The sequence below is a fragment of the Pseudomonas sp. zfem002 genome (assembly GCF_032621685.1).
GTDB lineage: Bacteria > Pseudomonadota > Gammaproteobacteria > Pseudomonadales > Pseudomonadaceae > Aquipseudomonas > Aquipseudomonas japonica.
Genome location: NZ_JAVYJH010000004.1, coordinates 257,000 through 274,079, shown reverse-complemented (window position 1 = coordinate 274,079; position 17,080 = coordinate 257,000). Strand labels below are relative to the sequence as shown.

18 protein-coding genes are annotated in these 17,080 nt (G+C 66.3%); 8 read left to right on the top strand and 10 right to left on the bottom strand.

Annotated elements, in window-relative coordinates:
- Nucleotides 1–138: 138 nt before the first annotated feature.
- The 6 genes from RTI28_RS08735 to RTI28_RS08710 all read right to left on the bottom strand — a co-directional run bounded on the left by RTI28_RS08735 (nucleotide 139) and on the right by RTI28_RS08710 (nucleotide 4,984).
- Entirely contained in the window at nucleotides 139–720 is a 582-nt protein-coding gene (locus tag RTI28_RS08735) for a DJ-1/PfpI family protein (protein WP_316920080.1), read from the bottom strand.
- An 87-nt stretch (nucleotides 721–807) separates the two neighbouring features.
- On the bottom strand, nucleotides 808–1,965 hold the full coding sequence (locus RTI28_RS08730) for a phosphatidylserine/phosphatidylglycerophosphate/cardiolipin synthase family protein (protein WP_316920079.1): 1,158 nt from the start codon (nucleotides 1,963–1,965) through the stop codon (nucleotides 808–810).
- A 1-nt stretch (nucleotide 1,966) separates the two neighbouring features.
- A complete protein-coding gene (locus tag RTI28_RS08725; protein WP_316920078.1) occupies nucleotides 1,967–2,548 on the bottom strand; it encodes a YceI family protein in 582 nt (193 codons plus the stop codon).
- 45 nt (nucleotides 2,549–2,593) lie between these two features.
- Entirely contained in the window at nucleotides 2,594–2,890 is a 297-nt protein-coding gene (locus RTI28_RS08720; RefSeq protein WP_316920077.1) for an amidase, read from the bottom strand.
- Nucleotides 2,887–3,915, bottom strand: a complete 1,029-nt coding sequence (locus RTI28_RS08715; protein WP_316920076.1) for a serine hydrolase — start codon at nucleotides 3,913–3,915, stop codon at nucleotides 2,887–2,889. The genes RTI28_RS08720 and RTI28_RS08715 overlap by 4 nt, the downstream gene beginning before the upstream one ends.
- Before the next feature lie 175 nt (nucleotides 3,916–4,090).
- Nucleotides 4,091–4,984 (bottom strand): acyl-CoA dehydrogenase, encoded by an 894-nt coding sequence (locus RTI28_RS08710; protein ID WP_316920075.1) that lies wholly within the window; start codon nucleotides 4,982–4,984, stop codon nucleotides 4,091–4,093.
- 134 nt (nucleotides 4,985–5,118) lie between these two features.
- Between RTI28_RS08710 and olsB the strand changes: the two genes are divergently transcribed.
- Together olsB and RTI28_RS08700 are read left to right on the top strand one after the other, a co-directional pair.
- Nucleotides 5,119–5,874: an L-ornithine N(alpha)-acyltransferase gene (olsB, locus tag RTI28_RS08705; protein ID WP_042123018.1), complete on the top strand. Its 756-nt coding sequence runs from the start codon at nucleotides 5,119–5,121 to the stop codon at nucleotides 5,872–5,874.
- The gene (locus RTI28_RS08700; protein ID WP_316920074.1) at nucleotides 5,874–6,659 is read left to right on the top strand and encodes a lysophospholipid acyltransferase family protein; all 786 of its coding nucleotides are present in this window, start codon (nucleotides 5,874–5,876) and stop codon (nucleotides 6,657–6,659) included. The genes olsB and RTI28_RS08700 overlap by 1 nt, the downstream gene beginning before the upstream one ends.
- On the opposite strand, the gene RTI28_RS08695 is transcribed toward RTI28_RS08700, so the two are convergent.
- Complete coding sequence (locus tag RTI28_RS08695; protein ID WP_316920073.1) at nucleotides 6,635–7,237, bottom strand: ACP phosphodiesterase; 603 nt, start codon at nucleotides 7,235–7,237, stop codon at nucleotides 6,635–6,637. The two genes, RTI28_RS08700 and RTI28_RS08695, sit on opposite strands and share 25 nt — an antisense overlap.
- A gap of 203 nt (nucleotides 7,238–7,440) precedes the next feature.
- On the opposite strand from RTI28_RS08695, the gene RTI28_RS08690 reads away from it, so the two are divergent.
- Genes RTI28_RS08690 through RTI28_RS08680 form a run of 3 tightly spaced genes read left to right on the top strand, consistent with a single transcriptional unit; the run spans nucleotide 7,441 to nucleotide 9,984 of the window.
- A complete protein-coding gene (locus RTI28_RS08690) occupies nucleotides 7,441–7,743 on the top strand; it encodes a helix-turn-helix transcriptional regulator (RefSeq protein WP_316920072.1) in 303 nt (100 codons plus the stop codon).
- Nucleotides 7,744–7,754: 11 nt separating this feature from the next.
- Complete coding sequence (locus RTI28_RS08685) at nucleotides 7,755–8,924, top strand: MFS transporter (RefSeq protein WP_316920071.1); 1,170 nt, start codon at nucleotides 7,755–7,757, stop codon at nucleotides 8,922–8,924.
- Between the two features lie 10 nt (nucleotides 8,925–8,934).
- Nucleotides 8,935–9,984 carry an alkene reductase gene (locus RTI28_RS08680; RefSeq protein WP_316920070.1) on the top strand — a complete coding sequence of 350 codons (1,050 nt, stop codon included), beginning with the start codon at nucleotides 8,935–8,937 and terminating at the stop codon, nucleotides 9,982–9,984.
- A gap of 173 nt (nucleotides 9,985–10,157) precedes the next feature.
- On the opposite strand, the gene RTI28_RS08675 is transcribed toward RTI28_RS08680, so the two are convergent.
- From RTI28_RS08675 to RTI28_RS08665, 3 genes are all read right to left on the bottom strand, one after another.
- Complete coding sequence (locus RTI28_RS08675; protein ID WP_316920069.1) at nucleotides 10,158–11,024, bottom strand: ATPase; 867 nt, start codon at nucleotides 11,022–11,024, stop codon at nucleotides 10,158–10,160.
- Between the two features lie 90 nt (nucleotides 11,025–11,114).
- Nucleotides 11,115–12,110, bottom strand: coding sequence for an NAD-dependent epimerase/dehydratase family protein (locus RTI28_RS08670; protein WP_316920068.1), 996 nt, complete (start codon nucleotides 12,108–12,110; stop codon nucleotides 11,115–11,117).
- A 15-nt stretch (nucleotides 12,111–12,125) separates the two neighbouring features.
- Complete coding sequence (locus tag RTI28_RS08665; RefSeq protein WP_316920067.1) at nucleotides 12,126–13,052, bottom strand: LysR family transcriptional regulator ArgP; 927 nt, start codon at nucleotides 13,050–13,052, stop codon at nucleotides 12,126–12,128.
- A 182-nt stretch (nucleotides 13,053–13,234) separates the two neighbouring features.
- Between RTI28_RS08665 and RTI28_RS08660 the strand changes: the two genes are divergently transcribed.
- The 3 genes from RTI28_RS08660 to RTI28_RS08650 all read left to right on the top strand — a co-directional run bounded on the left by RTI28_RS08660 (nucleotide 13,235) and on the right by RTI28_RS08650 (nucleotide 16,968).
- Nucleotides 13,235–13,834 (top strand): LysE/ArgO family amino acid transporter, encoded by a 600-nt coding sequence (locus RTI28_RS08660; protein WP_316920066.1) that lies wholly within the window; start codon nucleotides 13,235–13,237, stop codon nucleotides 13,832–13,834.
- Nucleotides 13,835–14,022: 188 nt separating this feature from the next.
- Entirely contained in the window at nucleotides 14,023–14,619 is a 597-nt protein-coding gene (locus RTI28_RS08655) for a superoxide dismutase (RefSeq protein WP_042123008.1), read from the top strand.
- Between the two features lie 297 nt (nucleotides 14,620–14,916).
- A complete protein-coding gene (locus tag RTI28_RS08650) occupies nucleotides 14,917–16,968 on the top strand; it encodes a putative bifunctional diguanylate cyclase/phosphodiesterase (RefSeq protein ID WP_316920065.1) in 2,052 nt (683 codons plus the stop codon).
- Nucleotides 16,969–17,080 lie beyond the last annotated feature (112 nt).

Sequence of the window (17,080 nt, the reverse complement as noted above, 5' to 3'; positions counted from 1 at the left end):
TTCGTCCTTGTTCACAGGCACGGCCTGGGGCTCACGGGCGAGCCAGGACCGCGCAGCGGTCCCGGACCTCACCGCGATCGGGGACCGCTTCGCGGTCCTTCGCAGGCAAGCCAGCTCCTACAAGGGGCGCGTATGCCCTCACAGGGTGATTCGTGTGCCCAGCAGCCCGAGGAAACCCGCCAGCCAGGCGGGATGGGCCGGCCAGGCCGGGGCGCTGGCGAGGTTGCCCTGGACGTGGGCTTGGGTCACGTCGATGTCGACATAGCGACCACCGGCCAGCTTCACTTCCGGCGCACAGGCCGGATAGGCACTGCACTCGCGACCTTCCAGCACGCCCGCCGCCGCCAGCAGCTGCGCGCCGTGACAGACCGCTGCAATCGGCTTGTCGGCCTGGTCGATGGCCTTCACCAAAGCCAGGACGTCCTCGTTCAGGCGCAGGTATTCGGGTGCGCGACCGCCGGGAATCACCAGGGCGTCATAGTCCTCGGCCTTCACCTTGGCGAAATCGAAGTTGAGGGCGAAGTTGTGCCCCCGCTTCTCGCTGTAGGTCTGGTCGCCCTCGAAATCATGGATCGCCGTGCGCACCGTCTGCCCCGCCTGTTTGCCCGGGCATACCGCGTGCACGACATGACCGACCATCTGCAGGGCCTGGAACGGCACCATCACCTCGTAGTCTTCGACATAGTCGCCCACCAGCATAAGAATCTTCTTGGCCGCCATTTCACCATCTCCTTCGCGTGCAGTGGAAAAGATACCCAGACACGGTAGCCCCTGCCGGCCACTTGCGGGTAATAGGCCAGTACTACGTCAGTCGCGACGGTCGAGCAGGTTCACCACCACCCGGTCGAGCCAGCCCCACAGGCGCTGCTGCAGACGTCGCCACAACGGCCGGGCACGCCAGTCATCGAGCTGGATCTCGCTGCTCTGGGCAAAATCGCGAACGAAGCTTTCGCTGACCGCCAGGGTCAGCGCCGGGTCGATGGCCTCGACATTGGCTTCGAGGTTGAAGCGCAGGTTCCAGTGGTCGAAGTTGCACGAACCGATGCTCACCCAGTCGTCCACCAGGACCATTTTCAGGTGCAGGAAACACGGCTGGAACTCGAAGATCTTCACCCCGGCGCGCAGCAGCCGCGGGTAATAGCGATGACCGGCATAGCGCACCGAAGGATGGTCGGTACGCGGCCCGGTCAGCAGCAGGCGCACATCGACGCCACGGGCGGCCGCGCGGCGCAGGGAGCGGCGGACTTTCCAGGTCGGCAGGAAATACGGCGTGGCCAGCCAGATGCGGCGCTGCCCGCTGTTCAGGGCGCGGACCAGGGACTGCAGGATATCGCGGTGCTGGCGGGCGTCGGCGTAGGCGACCCGGCCCAGGCCCGCGCCACTCAACGGCACCCGCGGCAGGCGCGGCAGGCCGAAATGGGTCGGCGGGCGCCAGGCCACGCGGCGCGGGTTGGCCCGCCACTGGCGGTCGAAGAGCATCTGCCAGTCGGCCACCAGCGGGCCCTGCATCTGCACCATCACTTCGTGCCATTCGCTGACTTCTTCGGCCGGGTGCCAGAACTGATCGGTGACCCCGGTGCCGCCGACCCAGCCGACACGCTGGTCCACCAGCAGCAGCTTGCGGTGATCGCGGTACAGGTTGCGCAAGCCCCGGCGCCAGCGCAGGCGGTTGTACCAGCGCAGTTCGACGCCGGCAGCCTGCAGGCGCTGGCGCAGGCTCATGGTGAAGGCCAGGGAGCCGTAGTCATCGAACAGGCAGCGTACCTTCACCCCGCGTTCGGCAGCGCTGACCAGGGCCTGGACCATGGCCTCGGCGCAGGCCCCGGCTTCCACCAGGTACAGTTCCAGGTCGACCTGGAACCCGGCACGGGCGATGGCGGTGAGCATGGGTGGGAAGAACACCGGTCCGTCGATCAGCAACTCGAACTGGTTGCCGGAACGCCAGGGAAAGACCGGCCCGGCCATCTCAGCGCGCCGTGAAGATCAGCACCGCACCCACCGGCACCGAGAGGTTGATCGACTTCAGTCCGGCGGCCTTGCGCAGAGTCTCCAGGCCCGGCAGCAGGTCGAAGTGCTCGGCCCGCAGCACCAGCGGCTCCAGGGTCACGACCTGGAAGCGTCGCTCGTCGAGGCGGGTCGCCAGCAACTGGGCGTTGTAGCTGTGGCTCTTGCCGTGCAGGGTGACGTTGACCGGCAGGCGCAGTTCCAGCTGGGCGCCGTTGGCCAGGTCGTTGATCGGGCGCAGGTCGAGCTGGGCACGGATCAGCGCTTCGGGGAACGCCGCGACATTGAACAACTCCTTGCGCATGCGTTCGTCGCGCAGCGGGATGCCGCTGCTGATGGACTCCAGCTCGACCTCCAGCTCGGCCGCGCCCTTGCGGTCGACCTTGCCGTGCAGCACCAGGAAGCGGTGCACTTCGGACACATCGCCGTTCTTGCTGCTGATGAAGGAAAGGCGCGATGACTCGTTGTCCAGGTACCAGTTGGCCTGGGCGGGAAGACAGACGATCGCCAGCGAGGCGAGCAGGAGGCGAAGCGGGCTGGACATGGAAAATCCTGAAACACTGTGGCGCTCAACCTTACCCGCCCGCCTTCACGGCAGCAAGCCGCAGCCCTCGCGCGGACCGCGCCATTGCGCGCTGGCCTCGCGGCCCAGACCGCGGGCGTAGACCCGCTTGGCCTGCGCATCGTCGCGCAACTCGCCAAGCGGCAGCCATTGCGTGACGTAGCCCTGGCAGTAGCCGGGATCGAAACCCATCACGTAGCGACAGGAGCAGTATTCCTTGGCCGAGTAGGCACTGAGGATGCCGGGAAAGGCGCGCAGTGCCGCGCGCTCGGACCAGCCCCAGAGCAGCAGGCCGAGGAGGATCGGCAGCGACAGGCGTTTCATGGTTGCGCTCCGGGGAAGGCCGCCAGCACAAGCCGCAACAGGCTGTCGTGCTGGAAGCTACCATCGCGGTCGTCGGCGTAGCGCACGATCACCAGCCGCTGTTGCGGCAGGACGTACAGGCCCTGCCCCCAATGACCGAGGGCGGCGAAAGTATCCGCCGGCGCATCGGGCCAGGCGCCCGCCTGGTTGAGCCACCAGTGCCCGCCCGGCAGCGGCTCGCCGGGTTCGATCGAGGCCTTGGCGAAGGCCTTGCGGTTGAACGCCACCCAGTCCGCCGGCAGCAGCTGGCGGCCCTGCCAGCGACCGTCGTCGAGCATCAGCTGACCGATGCGCGCCAGTTCGCGGGCGGTCATGTAGAGGTAGGAAGAGCCGACGAAGGTGCCCTGGGCGTCGCGCTCCCAGACCGCCTGCCGGATGCCCAGCGGTTCGAACAGGGCCTGCCAGGGATAGTCGGCGTAGGCCTCGGCGCCGACCATCTGGCGCAGGGCGGCGGCCAGCACGTTGCTGTCGCCGCTGGAATAGAGGAAGCGCTCGCCGGGCGCCGCCGCCACGCCATGCGCCGCGGTGAACCCGGCCATGTCGCCACGACCGCGGGTATAGAGCATGGCCACCACCGAGGACTTCAGCGGGGCATATTCGTAGTCTTCCTGCCAGTCGAGGCCGCTGGCCCAGTGCAGCAGGTCCTCAATGCGCAACTGCGGGTGGGCCTGCATCGGCGGGTAGAACTTCGCGGCGGGGTCGTCCAGCTTGAAGCGGCCTTCGCCATAGGCGACGCCCAGGACGGTGGCCAGCACGCTCTTGCTGATCGACCAAGTGAGGTGTGGTGTTTCGGCGGTGGTGGGGTTGGCGTAGCGCTCGAAGAGCACCCTGCCGTCGCGGATCACCAGCAGCGCATCGGTGCGCACGCCCTCGCGGGTTTGCTCGTTGCGGGGCGGGAAAGCATAGGCTTCGAGGGCCGAAACCTCGCTGGCCGAGGCCGGGGCGATGAGTGCCCAGAGCAGGAATCCGATGACCGCGATGCGCATGGCCTGTACCCGAAATGGTGGTCGGGCAAGGCTAGCAGGGGTTCATGACAGGATTGGGCGTTGTTCTTGCGGGCCTCATCGCGGGCAACGCCCGCTCCCACAAGGTTCGGCGGTGCATGCAGTCTTGTGGGAGCGGGCGTTGCCCGCGATGAGGCCGTGAGAACAACATCAATGTTCAGGAAAAGCCCGCAGCCCTCCAGGCCTTCTCCAGCCTTTTGGCCCGCGCCGCACTGGCGATCTCCAGAATCCCCTGGTCGCGCATCCACAGGTTCGCCCACTCCCCTTCCGTGGCCGCCAGCGCCGCATTGATCTCGTCGCGCAACCCATTGAACTGGACGAACAGCCCCCCCAGCAGCAGATGACTGGCCGACGCCTCGGCACTCTGCCGGCTGCCTTCGGCACAGCCGCCGAGCAGCGCCAGCAGGCGCAGCTGCAAGCCCTGCGCCCAGCCATGGCGGCGCCCGATGCCGTACAGCCAGGCACAGATGGCACTCAACACATAGAGGTCTTCAAGGGTGCGGAACGGTTTTACATAAGCATCCCAGCCATCCCCTGCCAGCCGCTCGCACAGCGCCTGCTCCAGGTGCAACCGGGCATGCCCGACTTCCGGCATCAGCGGCAGTGCCGGCAGAGGCTCCAGACGTACCCCGGGCTCACCGGGATAGACCACCGCCAGGCTCAGTTGCGGCGCCTCCCCCGGCGCCTCGCTGCGCGCCGCCACCAGCAGCCAGTCGGCGTCGGGGCCGCAGGTGACGAAGTCCTTGCGACCGTCCAGGCGCAGGGCCGCAAGGTCCAGTCGCATGGCCATGTCCGCCGGGCGCACGCTGCGTTTCTCGCTGGCACACAGCGCGCCGAGGCTGCCCGGCGCGCTCGGCCAGAGCACCCGCAGCGCCGCCTGGTAGCCGGCCAGAAAGGCCAGCCCCGGCGTCGCCATGGCCTGGCCGCCGAGCACCGCCAGCTCGAACGGCGATACCGGCCCCAGACGGTCCAGCAGGCTGGCCCAGGTGTCCCCCAGGTTTTCCTGCAGGGGTTGCGCATGCGTCTCGTCGAGTCGTTCCAGCCAGCTCATGAAAGGCTCCTCGGGGGCTGTCATACAAGCATCACCAAACATTCACGGGGGTGACACCCCGCCTACCTAGTCTCTGAGCTTGCACAACAAAGTCGACCGGCCGCAACCCCATGGCTGGCTTATGGAGACTCGCAATGACTCAGATCGCTCGCTCTGGCGACAACAGCACTGAACGCCGTCTGCAAGCCGAACGCCTGGTTGGCCCGGCTGCCCTGCGCGAGGCCCAGGCCCTGCGTTTCAGTGTGTTCAGCGGTGAATTCAAGGCCAAGCTCAAGGGAGCCGAGCAAGGCCTGGACATGGACGACTACGACGCGCACTGCCTGCATATCGGCGTGCGCGACCTCAACAGCGGTCGCCTGGTGGCCACCACCCGCTTGCTCGACCACCGCGCCGCCAGCAGCCTGGGGCGCTTCTACAGCGAAGAGGAATTCAGCCTGCACGGCCTCGGCCACCTGCAGGGCCCGATCCTCGAACTGGGCCGTACCTGCGTGGATGCCGCCTACCGCAACGGCGGCACCATCGCCGTGCTGTGGAGCGAACTGGCCGAGATCCTCAACGAAGGCCGCTACAGCTACCTGATGGGCTGCGCCAGCATCCCGATGCAGGATGGCGGCGTACAGGCCCACGCGATCATGCAGCGCCTGCGCGAACAGCACCTGTGCACCGAATACCTGCGCGCCGAACCGAAGAATCCGCTGCCCAACCTGGCCCTGCCGGGCAACGTCATCGCGCAGATGCCGCCGCTGCTCAAGGCCTACATGCGCCTGGGCGCGAAGATCTGCGGCGAGCCGTGCTGGGACGAGGACTTCCAGGTCGCCGACGTGTTCATCCTGCTCAAGCGCGACGAACTCTGCCCGCGCTACGCCCGCCACTTCAAGGCGGCGGTGTGATGCAGCGCCTGCGGGTGTACGCCCGCATCGTCCGGGTGTTGCTGGTGGTCATGCTCGGCCTGGGCATGGCCGCGCTGTTCGGCCTGTTCGAGCGCCTGGGCATCAACGCCTCGGCGCAGCGCCGACAACGCTGGTCGCGGCTGTTCATGCAGCGCCTGAGCAATGCCCTGCCGTTTCGCGTACGGGTGATCGGCGAGCTGCCGCAACAGCCGATGCTGTGGGTCAGCAACCATGTGTCCTGGACCGATATCCCGCTGCTCGGCATGCTCGCGCCGCTGTCCTTCCTGTCCAAGGCCGAAGTGCGCACCTGGCCGGTGGCCGGCTGGCTGGCGCACAAGGCCGGGACCCTGTTCATCCGCCGCGGCGGTGGCGACAGCCAACTGCTGCGCCGGCAGATCAGCCAGCACCTGCAGCAGGACTGCGCCCTGCTGATCTTCCCGGAAGGCACCACCACCGACGGTCGCAGCCTGCGCACTTTCCACGGTCGCCTGCTGGCCAGCGCCATCGACAGCGAAGTCGCGCTGCAACCCATCGCCCTGCGCTACCTGCGCGATGGCCAGGCGGACCCGATCGCGCCGTTCATCGGCGATGACGACCTGCTGTCGCACCTGATGCGGCTGTTCGCCCAGCCCTGTGGAGAGGTGCAAGTGCACCTGCTGCAGCCCATCCCCAGCCAGGGCATGGAGCGTGCCGCGCTGGCCTTCCAGGCTCAGCAGGCGATCGCCCGGGCGCTGTTCGGCGAAGCCGCGCAGAGCGTGCCTCAGCGCCGCGCCAGGGCCGCCTGAGAATCGGCCAGCGCCGCGGCCGCGAAGGCCTGCAACTGCGGATAGAACTGGCGGAAGTCCTCCAGCAGCAACGGATACAGGGCTTCCACCTCGACCATCGCCCCGCTCATGCCCTCGGGCCGCGACAGGCGCCGGGCGATGCCCCTGAACACCTGCTCCAGCACCGCGAACTCGCGGTACGACCCCAGCCAGTCATCCGCCGCCATCAGCGGTGCGATCTGCGCCAGCCGCCCCGGCAACTCGCGCTCCGCCTCCAGCACCTGGTAGACCCGCGCGGTGAACTGCGGCAGTGGCTGCCGGGCGTAGTCCTGCCAGTGCAGGGCCAGGCAGTGGTCGAAGAACACATCGAGGATGATCCCGGCGAAACGGCGCCGCTCGCGGGGGAAGCGTGCCAGCGAGGCCAGTACCAGCGGGTGGCTGTCGGTGAAGGTATCGATGCGCCGGTGCAGGCGGATCGCCTGCTCCAGGGGCAGCGGGAAGCGGCCTTCCAGCGGGCCCTTGACGAAGTCGCCATAGAGGCTGCCGAGCAGTTGCTCGGGCTGGTCGCCGCCGAGGTGGAGGTGGGCTAGGTAGTTCATGGGGAGTGAGTCTAAGGCATTTGTGCAGCAACCATGGCCTCATCGCGGGCAACGCCCGCTCCCACAAGGTTGGCGGTGCCGGCGTAACCCCCATAGATCGATTTATTCTGCGGCCCAAACCTTTTCATATTTGTATATCGCGAAATACCGATTTATATTTCGCCCCATCGCGATATACCGCTACACACCCCACGAGCCCGACCATGCCTCTTGATCTCGACGAAATAATAAAAGCCCTCGCCCACCCCGTGCGGCGCGACATCCTCGGCTGGCTGAAAGACCCGCACAGCTGCTTCCCCGACCAGCACCACAGCCTCGACAACGGCGTGTGCGCGGGGCAGATCGACCAGCGTTGCGGCCTCTCGCAGTCCACCGTCTCGGCGCACCTGGCGACCCTGCAACGGGCCGGTCTGATCAGCAGCCAGAAGGTCGGGCAGTGGAACTTCTTCAAACGCAACGAGGACACCATCCAGGCGTTCCTCGCGCAACTGAGCCGCGAGCTCTGAACAGGAATCCCATGCCCCTTTCCCTCTTGATCCTGGCGCTCAGCGCCTTCGCCATCGGCACCACCGAGTTCGTCATCATGGGCCTGCTGCCGGACGTGGCCGCTGATCTCGGCGTGTCGATCCCCGGCGCCGGCTGGCTGGTCACCGGCTACGCCCTCGGCGTGGCCATCGGCGCGCCGTTCATGGCCATGGCCACCTCGCGCCTGCCGCGCAAGCTGGCGCTGGTCTCGCTGATGGGGGTGTTCATCGTCGGCAACCTGCTCTGCGCGGTGGCCAGCGACTACAACCTGCTGATGTTCGCCCGGGTGGTCACCGCGCTCTGCCACGGCGCCTTCTTCGGCATCGGCTCGGTGGTCGCCGCCAGCCTGGTGCCGGCCAACCGGCGTGCCTCGGCGGTGGCCCTGATGTTCACCGGCCTGACCCTGGCCAACGTCCTCGGCGTGCCACTGGGCACCGCGCTGGGTCAGGTCGCCGGCTGGCGTTCGACCTTCTGGGCGGTGACCGGCATCGGCGTGATTGCCCTGATCGGCCTGATCCGCGTCCTGCCGCTGCGGCATGACGAGGAAAAACTCGACATGCGCGCCGAACTGGCCGCGCTCAAGGGCGCCGGGATCTGGCTGTCGCTGTCGATGACCGTGCTGTTCTCTGCGTCGATGTTCGCCCTGTTCACCTATGTCGCGCCGCTGCTCGGCGATGTCACCGGCATCACCCCGCGCGGCGTGACCTGGACCTTGCTGCTGATCGGCCTGGGCCTGACCCTGGGCAATATCCTCGGCGGCAAGCTGGCCGACCGCCGCCTCGGCGCCACCCTGATCGGCGTGTTCGCCGCCATGGCCGTGGTCTCCACCGTCCTCAGCTGGACCAGCGTCGCCCTGATTCCCGCCGAGATCACCCTGTTCCTCTGGGCCACCGCCGCCTTCGCCGCGGTGCCGGCGCTGCAGGTCAACGTGGTGATGTTCGGCAAGGCCGCGCCGAACCTGGTCTCGACCCTGAACATCGGCGCCTTCAACCTGGGCAATGCCCTGGGCGCCTGGATCGGCGGCGTGGTCATCGCCCAGGGCCTGGGCCTGACCCGCGTGCCCCTGGCCGCGGCGGCGCTGGCGGTGCTCGCGCTGATCGTCACCCTCATCACTTTCAGCCAGGCCGGCGGCAAGGCCGAACTGGCCCCGGCAACCCACTGAGGTCAATGCAATGACGACTCTGTTTGATCCGATCACCCTCGGCGATCTCGAACTGCCGAACCGCATCATCATGGCCCCGCTGACCCGCTGCCGCGCCGACGAAGGCCGGGTGCCCAACGCGCTGATGGCCGAGTACTACGTGCAGCGCGCCAGCGCCGGCCTGATCATCAGCGAAGCCACTTCGGTGACGCCGATGGGCGTGGGTTATCCGGATACCCCGGGGATCTGGTCCAACGACCAGGTGCGCGGCTGGACCAACGTGACCAAGGCGGTGCATGCCGCGGGCGGGCGGATCTTCCTGCAACTGTGGCATGTGGGGCGGATTTCCCACCCCAGCTACCTGAACGGCGAGCAGCCGGTGGCGCCGAGTGCCATCCAGCCCAAAGGCAATGTCAGCCTGGTGCGTCCGACCACCGCCTACCCGACCCCGCGGGCCCTGGAAAGCGCCGAGCTGGAGGACATCGTCGATGCCTACCGCAGCGCCGCGGAGAATGCCAAGGCCGCCGGCTTCGACGGCGTCGAAGTGCATGCGGCGAACGGCTACCTGATCGACCAGTTCCTGCAGAGCAGCACCAACCAGCGCAGCGACCGTTATGGCGGCTCCCTGGAAAACCGCGCGCGCCTGCTGCTGGAAGTGACCGACGCGGTGATCGAGGTGTGGGGGCCGCAGCGGGTCGGCGTGCACCTGGCACCGCGCGCCGATGCCCATGACATGGGTGACGCCAACCGCGCCGAGACCTTCACCTACGTGGCGCGGGAACTGGGCAAGCGCGGCATTGCCTTCATCTGCTCGCGGGAGAAACAGGCCGACGACAGCCTCGCCGCGCAGATCAAGGCGGCGTTCGGCGGCCCGTATATCGTCAATGAGCGCTTCGACAAGCGCAGCGCCAATGCCGCGCTGACGGCGGGCAGTGCCGATGCCGTGGCCTTCGGCATCCCGTTCATCGCCAACCCGGACCTGCCGGCGCGCCTGGCGGCGGATGCACCGCTCAACGAGCCACGGCCGGAGACGTTCTATGGCAGGGGGCCGGTGGGCTACATCGATTATCCACGGCTGTAACGACTGACACGCCCCCCCCCCTGTAGGAGCTGGCTTGCCTGCGAAGGACCGCGCTAGCGGTCCCAGACCTCACTGCTATCTGGGACCGCTGCGCGGTCCTTCGCAGTGGTTCGTCACACGACAAGCCAGCTCCTACAGAGCAGCGGCGTCAAACCGGAGAGCGGCGTCAAACCTCAATTACGAGCATTGATCTGCTGCTGCAGATTCTGCACCTGACTCTGCAGGGTGTTGATATTGCGGGTCATCTGCCCGCGGAAGGCATCGAACTCCGCCGTCGACGCCCCGCCAGCGGCGGCCACGGGAGCGGGACGATTTTCCTGCTCGCTCTTGAGCACGATCAGGTCCTGCTCCAGGCGCTGGGTCGCCGCGGCCTGGTTCTTCAGCTGGGCATCGATCTTGCCACCATCCACCCGCGCGGCTTTCAGCGCGGCCACATCGTCGGCCACTGCCTTGATCTGCGCATTGATCTTGCCGCCGTCCAACTGGGCGGCCTTGAGTGCGGTCAGCTCTTCGGCCACGGCTTTGAGCTGGGTCTGCAACTCGGCCTGCAACTGGGCATTGGCCGCCTGCTGCTGGCTGACCTGGGCCATCGCCGCCTCCAGACGCTTGCCCAGTTCACCGGCCTGACCCGCGACACCTTCCTGCTGCTTGCCCTGTTCGGTCAGGCTCGCCTGCAACTGACGCACCTGGAGTTTCAGCGCTTCGTTCTCGGTCGCAGCCGAAGTCTCGGTGGCGCTGACCTTGCCGGAAATCGCCTGCAAGCGCCCCGCCGCTTCCTCGCTGATGCGGGCGAAGCTCTCCTGGGTCGCCACCAGTTGCTGCTCCATCAGCGAGATCTGCTGAAAACTCCACCAGGCCACCCCGCCCAGGGCAATGAACGCCGCACCGAGCAGCGCCCACAGCGGCCCGACCATCGGCGCCTTGGCCGCCCGCTTGCGCGCGGTGCGCGGGTGGGCGACCGGGGCGAACTCATCATCGTCGCGCTCCACCGCCTTGAGCGTGGGCACGTTGGCAAAATCGTCTTGAGCATCGTTGCGCATGGGCAGTTTTCAACCACAGTGATAGCAAAATGGGCGCTAGTATAACCACCTGCAACGCCGCCCTCATCGACCACAAGCGCGGCGTCGGGTTCAGTGACCGCCGTGCTGCGCCTGCCACCAGGCGCAGAACTCGTCCAGCGCAGCCCAGATGCTCACCTGCGGGCGGTAATCCAGGTAGTGCCGGGCGCGGCTGATATCGAGGGTGAAATCCTTGCTCATCACCTGCACGCCGAGGCGGCTCAGGGTCGGCTGCGGGCGGCCCGGCCAGAGCCTGCAGAACCCTTCGTTGAGCGCCGAGGCGGTGTAGGCCAGGCCGACGGAACGGTAGCGGGTCACCGGTGGCAGCGACATGCGCCGCATCACGTAATTGACCACGTCCCACACCGGCAGCGGATGGCCGTTGCTGATGTTGTAGGCCTGGCCCAGCGCTTCCGGACCGGCATTGAGGGCACTGAGCAACGCCTCGTTGAGGTTCTGCACGCTGGTGAAATCCACCTTGTTCAGACCGTTGCCGATGATCGCCAGGCGTTTCTTGCGCTGCATCTGCAGCAGGCGCGGGAAGATGCTGACGTCGCCGGCACCGGTGACGAAACGCGGACGCAGCGCCAGCACCTCGAGGCCGAATTCCTGGGCACCGAAGACCTTCTGCTCGGCCAGGTGCTTGGTCGCCCCGTAGTGATCGTAGAAGCGCCGCGGCACCTGCTCTTCGGTGATGCCGGTGCGCGAGCGGCCGGTGAAATAGATCGACGGCGACGACAGGTGGACCAGGCGCCGCACATGCTCCTTGAGGCAGGCCTCGACGACGTTCTCGGTGAGCACCACATTGCCCTGGTAGAAGTCCTGGTAACGCCCCCAGTTGCCCACGGCACCGGCGCAATGCACCACGCTGTCGATGCCCTGGCACAGGCGTCGGGCCACTTCCGGGTCGCCCAGGTCACCGGGAATGAACTGCGCGCCACGACGCACCAGGTGCTCGACCCCTTCGGCCCGACGACCATTGACCCGAACCTCCAGGCCCTGCTCCAGGGCAAAACGCGCGAAGCGCCCGCCGATGAAGCCACTTGCGCCGGTGACCAGAATTCCCATGAAGCACTCCGCCTACTATTTTTTTCCAGATGTTTCAGACGCCGCCTGGGCGTCCCACGGCACCAGCCACTGGCTGGCACTGCGGCGCAGATGATCGGTCAGTTGCGCCAGCAGCTGTCCGCCACTGCGCCAATGATGCCAATACAATGGCACATCGATGGGCCGGTCCGGCACGATTTCCACCAGCCGCCCGCTCGCCAGTTGCTCGCGGGCCTGCAGTTCCGGCACCAGGCCCCAGCCCAGACCGGCTTCGGTCAGGCGCAGGAAGCCCTCGGATGAAGGACACAGATGATGCAGGAAACCGTCACTGATGCCTAATGAAGCCAGGTAACGATGCTGCAGGAAATCGTCCGGACCGAACACGATAGCCGGGGTGCGCGCCAGGTGTTGCGGCTCGACACCGTTGCTGAAGTGCCGGGACATGAACGCCGGGCTGGCCAGGGCGCGGTAGCGCATGGCCCCCAGCAGTACGCTGCGCGCACCCGCCACCGGACGTTCGCTGGCGCACAGGCAGCCGGCCACCTCGCCGGCGCGCATGCGCTTGAGGCCGACTTCCTGGTCTTCCACCACCAGGTCCAGGAGTACCTGGGTCTGCGCGCAGAATTCCCTGGCCGCCTCTGCCCACCAGGTAGCCAGGCTGTCGGCATTCAAGGCCACCCGCAGGCGTTCCGGCAGGCCCTCCTCGTCCAGCGCCGGGACCTGGCCCTGGAGGTCGCGTTCGAGCAGGCGCACCTGCTGCACATGGTTGAGCAGGCGCCGGCCGATCTCCGTCGGGGTCGGCGGCGTGGCACGCACCAGCACCGGCTGGCCGACCCGAGCCTCGAGCAATTTGATCCGCTGGGAAATGGCCGATTGCGACAGCCCGAGCAACTGCGCGGCACGCTCGAAACCGGCCTGCTCGATGACGGCGGCGAGGGCCGAAAGCAGTTTGTAGTCGAACATCAGATTTCCTAATGCGGGATGATGTTTATTGGTTTTTCTTATAGCCGCAAAGTCCGGAGAATGGCTAGTCATTCGGGGGCCGCGTTGCGGCCCTTTCGCGGGCAAGCCCGCTCCTACGGCGTAGGACCATGCCCCGGTAGGAGCGCAACGCGGTCCCCCTCACGCACCCCGGAGTCATCCCCATGTGGCAAAGCTACCTCAACGGCCTCCTCGTCGCCTTCGGCCTGATCATGGCCATCGGCACCCAGAACGCCTTCGTCCTCGCCCAGAGCCTGCGCCGTGAACACCACCTGCCGGTGGCCGCGCTGTGCGTGCTGTGCGACGCGATCCTGGTCGCCCTCGGCGTGTTCGGCCTGGCCACGGTCCTGGCGCAGAACCCGACCCTGCTGGCCGTGGCCCGCTGGGGCGGTGCGCTGTTCCTGCTCTGGTACGGCAGCAAGGCGCTGCTGCGCGCCTGCTCCAGCCAGAGCCTGGAACAGGGCGAAGGCCAGGGCCTGCGCTCGCGCCGCGCGGTGCTGCTCAGCGCCCTGGCGGTGACCCTGCTCAACCCCCATGTGTATCTCGACACGGTCCTGCTGATCGGCTCGCTCGGTGCCCAGCAGAGCGTGCCCGGGGCCTATGTCGCCGGTGCCGCCAGCGCCTCGCTGCTGTGGTTCTTCACCCTGGCCCTGGGTGCCGCCTGGCTCGCGCCATGGCTGGCCCGACCCGGCACCTGGCGCCTGCTCGACCTGATGGTGGCGGTGATGATGTTCGCCGTGGCGGCGCAACTGATCTTCACCTGACGGCCACCGGTCAGGCGTGTGAAACCGCTCTGGAACCTCTTGTCCATACACTTGTTGCGTGGTTTAGGCTCGGGCCCGGTGCTATGATCCCGAGCCTGCGTCGCAAAGAGTACAAACTCGCCGATGCATCCCGGCCGCCCGTGATCGGCCTTGCGTTCACCGCACCAGACCTGATTAGGAGAATCCAAATGGCTTTTGAATTGCCGCCGCTGCCTTACGCCCACGATGCCCTGCAGCCGCACATTTCCAAGGAAACCCTGGAATACCACCACGACAAGCACCACAACACCTACGTCGTGAACCTGAACAACCTGGTCCCAGGTACCGAATTCGAAGGCAAGACCCTGGAAGAGATCGTCAAGACCTCTTCGGGCGGCATCTTCAACAACGCCGCTCAAGTCTGGAACCACACCTTCTACTGGAACTGCCTGGCGCCAAACGCCGGCGGCCAGCCTACCGGTGCCCTGGCTGAAGCCATCAACGCCGCGTTCGGTTCCTTCGACAAGTTCAAGGAAGAGTTCACCAAGACTTCCGTCGGCACCTTCGGTTCCGGCTGGGGCTGGCTGGTGAAGAAGGCTGACGGTTCCCTGGCCCTGGCCAGCACCATCGGCGCCGGCAACCCGCTGACCAACGGCGACACCCCGCTGCTGACCTGCGACGTCTGGGAACACGCCTACTACATCGACTACCGCAACCTGCGTCCGAAGTACGTCGAGGCGTTCTGGGCGCTGGTCAACTGGAAGTTCGTCGCCGAGCAGTTCGAAGGCAAGACCTTCACTGCCTGAGTCGCGCGCTTGTGAAAAAACCCGGCCTCGCCGGGTTTTTTTTCGCCCGCGCCAGGCGTGGGTTTCCTTGCCGCCGTCGCAAGGCGCGCTAACATCAGAAATCTTGGGAAACTCGTCGACTGGCACTCAAGTCCCATGAAGGGTCAACCGATACAGTGCCCAAAGGCCCACCAGAAAGGCCGGATCAAGCTGCGGGAAAAATGAGAAACCACTACACAGATCCCGCGTAAAAGCCGATAGTGGATTGCCATGGTTGATGGCAAAATGATGCCATGCGCATGGATTAAGGAAACCCCATTGAAGCTGGAATTCAAGAACAGCTTATCGATCAAGTTGCTCAGGGTTGTCCTGCTTTCGGCGCTGATCGTCGGAGTGGTGCTCAGCTGTGCGCAGATCGTGTTCGATGCCTACAAGACCCGCCAGGCCGTGGCCAACGATGCCCAGCGCATTCTCGACATGTTCCGCGACCCGTCGACCCAGGCGGTCTACAGCCTCGACCGGGAAATGGGCATGCAGGTCATCGAGGGTCTGTTCCAGGACCAGTCGGTGCGCATGGCCTCCATCGGCCATCCCAACGAAACCATGCTCGCGGAAAAATCCCGCCCGCTGCAGGACACCCGCACCCGCTGGCTGACCGACCCGATCCTCGGCCAGGAACGTGCCTTCAGTACCCAACTGGTGGGCCGCGGCACGTACAGCGAATACTACGGCGACCTCAATATCACCCTGGACACCGCCAGCTACGGTGAAAGCTTCATCTTCAGTTCGGTGATCATCTTCATTTCCGGCGTGCTGCGCGCCCTGGCCATGGGCCTGGTGCTGTACCTGGTCTATCACTGGCTGCTGACCAAGCCGTTGTCACGGATCATCGAGCACCTCACCCAGATCAACCCCGACCGCCCCAGCCAGCACCAGTTGCCCCTGCTCAAGGGCCACGAGAAGAACGAACTGGGCCTGTGGATCAATACCGCCAACCAGTTGCTGGCCTCGATCGAGCGCAATACCCACCTGCGCCACGAGGCGGAAAACAGCCTGCTGCGCATGGCTCAGTACGACTTTCTCACCGGTCTGCCGAACCGCCTGCAACTGCAGCAGCAACTGGACAAGATCCTCGTCGACGCCGGTCGCCTGCAGCGTCGGGTCGCGGTGATCTGCGTCGGCCTCGACGACTTCAAGGGCATCAACGAACAGTTCAGCTACCAGGCCGGCGACCAGTTGCTGCTGGCCCTGGCCGACCGCCTGCGCGCCCACAGCGGCCGCCTCGGCGCACTGGCCCGCCTGGGCGGTGACCAGTTCGCCCTGGTCCAGGCCGATATCGAACAACCCTACGAAGCCGCGGAGCTGGCGCAGAGCATCCTCGACGACCTGGAAGCGCCGTTCGCCCTCGACCTCCAGGAAATCCGCCTGCGCGCCACCATCGGCATCACCCTGTTCCCGGAAGACGGCGACAGCACGGAAAAGCTGCTGCAGAAAGCCGAACAGACCATGACCCTGGCCAAGACGCGCTCGCGCAACCGCTACCAGTTCTACATCGCCAGCGTCGACAGCGAGATGCGCCGCCGCCGCGAGCTGGAGAAGGACCTGCGCGAAGCGCTGTCGCGCAACCAGCTGTACCTGGTCTACCAGCCCCAGGTCAGCTATCGCGACCAGCGCGTGGTCGGGGTCGAGGCGCTGCTGCGCTGGCAGCACCCGGAGCTGGGCATGGTGCCGCCGGACCAGTTCATCCCCCTCGCCGAGCAGAACGGCAACATCGTGGTGATCGGCGAATGGGTCCTCGACCAGGCCTGTCGCCAACTGCGCGAATGGCACGACCAGGGGTTCAGCGAACTGCGCATGGCGGTCAACCTGTCCACCGTGCAGTTGCACCACAGCGAACTGCCGCGGGTGGTCAACAACCTCCTGCAGATCTATCGCCTGCCGCCACGCAGCCTGGAACTGGAAGTGACCGAGACCGGCCTGATGGAAGACATCAGCACCGCCGCCCAGCACCTGCTGAGCCTGCGCCGCTCCGGCGCGCTGATCGCCATCGACGACTTCGGCACCGGCTACTCGTCGCTCAGCTACCTGAAGTCGCTGCCGCTGGACAAGATCAAGATCGACAAGAGCTTCGTCCAGGACCTGCTGGACGACGATGACGACGCCACCATCGTCCGGGCCATCATCCAGCTCGGCAAGAGCCTCGGCATGCAGGTCATCGCCGAAGGCGTGGAGACCGCGGAACAGGAAGCCTACATCGTCGCCCAGGGCTGCCACGAAGGTCAGGGCTACCACTACAGCAAGCCGTTGCCGGCGCGCGAACTGACGGCGTTCCTCAAGCAGGCGCAGCGCAACCAGGTGTCGATACTCTGAGGCGACACCGCGGTTGTCCGGGGGCGACACCGCGGCACTATTTGCGTGATGGCCTCTTTACATAAAATGCAAATCTTTCGCATTATGTCGCAGCTTTTTTTTCGCGTGCGGC

What these genes read in the sequence shown, in the direction of transcription:
- RTI28_RS08735 (WP_316920080.1), bottom strand. Translation starts at nt 720, where the DNA reads ATGGCGGCCAAGAAGATTCTTATGCTGGTGGGCGACTATGTCGAAGAC.
- RTI28_RS08730 (WP_316920079.1), bottom strand. Translation starts at nt 1,965, where the DNA reads ATGGCCGGGCCGGTCTTTCCCTGGCGTTCCGGCAACCAGTTCGAGTTG.
- RTI28_RS08725 (WP_316920078.1), bottom strand. Translation starts at nt 2,548, where the DNA reads ATGTCCAGCCCGCTTCGCCTCCTGCTCGCCTCGCTGGCGATCGTCTGT.
- RTI28_RS08720 (WP_316920077.1), bottom strand. Translation starts at nt 2,890, where the DNA reads ATGAAACGCCTGTCGCTGCCGATCCTCCTCGGCCTGCTGCTCTGGGGC.
- RTI28_RS08715 (WP_316920076.1), bottom strand. Translation starts at nt 3,915, where the DNA reads ATGCGCATCGCGGTCATCGGATTCCTGCTCTGGGCACTCATCGCCCCG.
- RTI28_RS08710 (WP_316920075.1), bottom strand. Translation starts at nt 4,984, where the DNA reads ATGAGCTGGCTGGAACGACTCGACGAGACGCATGCGCAACCCCTGCAG.
- olsB (WP_042123018.1), top strand. Translation starts at nt 5,119, where the DNA reads ATGACTCAGATCGCTCGCTCTGGCGACAACAGCACTGAACGCCGTCTG.
- RTI28_RS08700 (WP_316920074.1), top strand. Translation starts at nt 5,874, where the DNA reads ATGCAGCGCCTGCGGGTGTACGCCCGCATCGTCCGGGTGTTGCTGGTG.
- RTI28_RS08695 (WP_316920073.1), bottom strand. Translation starts at nt 7,237, where the DNA reads ATGAACTACCTAGCCCACCTCCACCTCGGCGGCGACCAGCCCGAGCAA.
- RTI28_RS08690 (WP_316920072.1), top strand. Translation starts at nt 7,441, where the DNA reads ATGCCTCTTGATCTCGACGAAATAATAAAAGCCCTCGCCCACCCCGTG.
- RTI28_RS08685 (WP_316920071.1), top strand. Translation starts at nt 7,755, where the DNA reads ATGCCCCTTTCCCTCTTGATCCTGGCGCTCAGCGCCTTCGCCATCGGC.
- RTI28_RS08680 (WP_316920070.1), top strand. Translation starts at nt 8,935, where the DNA reads ATGACGACTCTGTTTGATCCGATCACCCTCGGCGATCTCGAACTGCCG.
- RTI28_RS08675 (WP_316920069.1), bottom strand. Translation starts at nt 11,024, where the DNA reads ATGCGCAACGATGCTCAAGACGATTTTGCCAACGTGCCCACGCTCAAG.
- RTI28_RS08670 (WP_316920068.1), bottom strand. Translation starts at nt 12,110, where the DNA reads ATGGGAATTCTGGTCACCGGCGCAAGTGGCTTCATCGGCGGGCGCTTC.
- RTI28_RS08665 (WP_316920067.1), bottom strand. Translation starts at nt 13,052, where the DNA reads ATGTTCGACTACAAACTGCTTTCGGCCCTCGCCGCCGTCATCGAGCAG.
- RTI28_RS08660 (WP_316920066.1), top strand. Translation starts at nt 13,235, where the DNA reads ATGTGGCAAAGCTACCTCAACGGCCTCCTCGTCGCCTTCGGCCTGATC.
- RTI28_RS08655 (WP_042123008.1), top strand. Translation starts at nt 14,023, where the DNA reads ATGGCTTTTGAATTGCCGCCGCTGCCTTACGCCCACGATGCCCTGCAG.